This window comes from Janthinobacterium sp. SUN026 (genome assembly GCF_030397625.1).
In the GTDB taxonomy this organism is placed as follows: Bacteria; Pseudomonadota; Gammaproteobacteria; order Burkholderiales; family Burkholderiaceae_D; genus Janthinobacterium; species Janthinobacterium kumbetense.
The window spans coordinates 1-1,235 of the sequence record NZ_JAPQNU010000016.1 but is presented as its reverse complement, the minus strand read 5'-3'; the positions used below and the strand labels follow the sequence as shown (position 1 = coordinate 1,235).

Sequence of the window (1,235 nt, the reverse complement as noted above, 5' to 3'; positions counted from 1 at the left end):
TGTAGTGGTTTAATGTACCCGGACACTGATTTAGGCGAGAATGCTCGCCATGGAGAGGTGTTTGATGAGCAAGCAAAGACGTACGTTTTCCCCTGAGTTCAAACAGCAGGCAGCATGCTTGGTGCTGGATCAAGGATACAGCCACGTGGAGGCAAGCCGGTCGGTCGGCATCGGCGAATCGGTGCTGCGCCGCTGGGTGCAGCAGCTGCAGTTGGAGCGGCAAGGCATCACGCCGCAGAGCAAGGCAATGAAGCCAGATCAGCAGCGAATACAGGAACTCGAAGCACGTATTGAGCGTCTCGAGCGGGAGAAGTCCATTTTAAAAAAGGCTACCGCGCTCTTGATGTCGGAAGGGATAGAACGTACGAGGTAATCGATCAGATTTGTGGTGACGAATCAATCGAGTTGTTCTGCGCGGTGTTCGACGTAGCGCGGTCATGCCTGTATGCGCATCGGGAGCGCGCCCGGCACATTGATGTTGAGCGCATGGCATTGCGTGGCCGTGTGCACGAGCTGTTCGTCGAGAGTCGCAGTTCGGCGGGAAGCCGCAGCATCATGGGCATGATGCGCGAGGAAGGCACGGCAATTGGCCGCTTCAAAGTCAGTCGTTTGATGGAAGAGCTAGGGCTGGTCTGCAAACAGCCTGGCAGCCATGCCTATAAGCAGGCTACGGTGGAACGGGTCGATATTCCGAACCACCTCAACCGTGAATTCACAGTGGAGGCGCCAAATCAGGTCTGGTGCGGGGACATCACCTATGTCTGGGCGCAAGGCCGATGGTATTACCTGGCTGTGGTGTTGGACTTATTTGCTCGCCGAGCGGTGGGCTGGGCATTCTCGCTACGACCCGATGCCGACCTTGTTGTGCAAGCGCTGGAAATGGCTTACGAGCAGCGAGGTCGACCGCAGAGGCTGCTGTTTCATTCGGATCAAGGTAGCCAGTACGCCAGTCGAAAATTCCGTCAGCGCTTGTGGCGCTATCGGATACGACAGAGTATGAGCCGTCGGGGAAATTGTTGGGATAACTCCCCGATGGAACGGCTGTTCCGCAGCTTCAAAACTGAATGGCTGCCGTCAACTGGTTACATGACGGCACAGGAAGCACAACGGGACATCAGCCACTACCTGATGCACCGGTATAACTGGATACGACCACATCAGTTCAACCAGGGACTGGCACCGGCCGTCGCCGAAGAAAAACTTAACGTAGTGTCCGGGATGGGTTGACCACTACA

The 1,235-nt window shown here is 56.1% G+C and carries 1 protein-coding gene; it reads left to right on the top strand.

The genetic code is table 11. The features are described from left to right. Positions 1-64: 64 nt before the first annotated feature. Positions 65-1,227 (top strand): IS3 family transposase gene (locus OX459_RS28025; RefSeq protein WP_289907521.1). Its coding sequence is split into 2 segments (ribosomal slippage): positions 65-320 and positions 320-1,227, totalling 1,164 coding nucleotides; the frame shifts between segments, so codons are not numbered across the junction. The last annotated feature ends 8 nt before the right edge of the window (positions 1,228-1,235 follow it).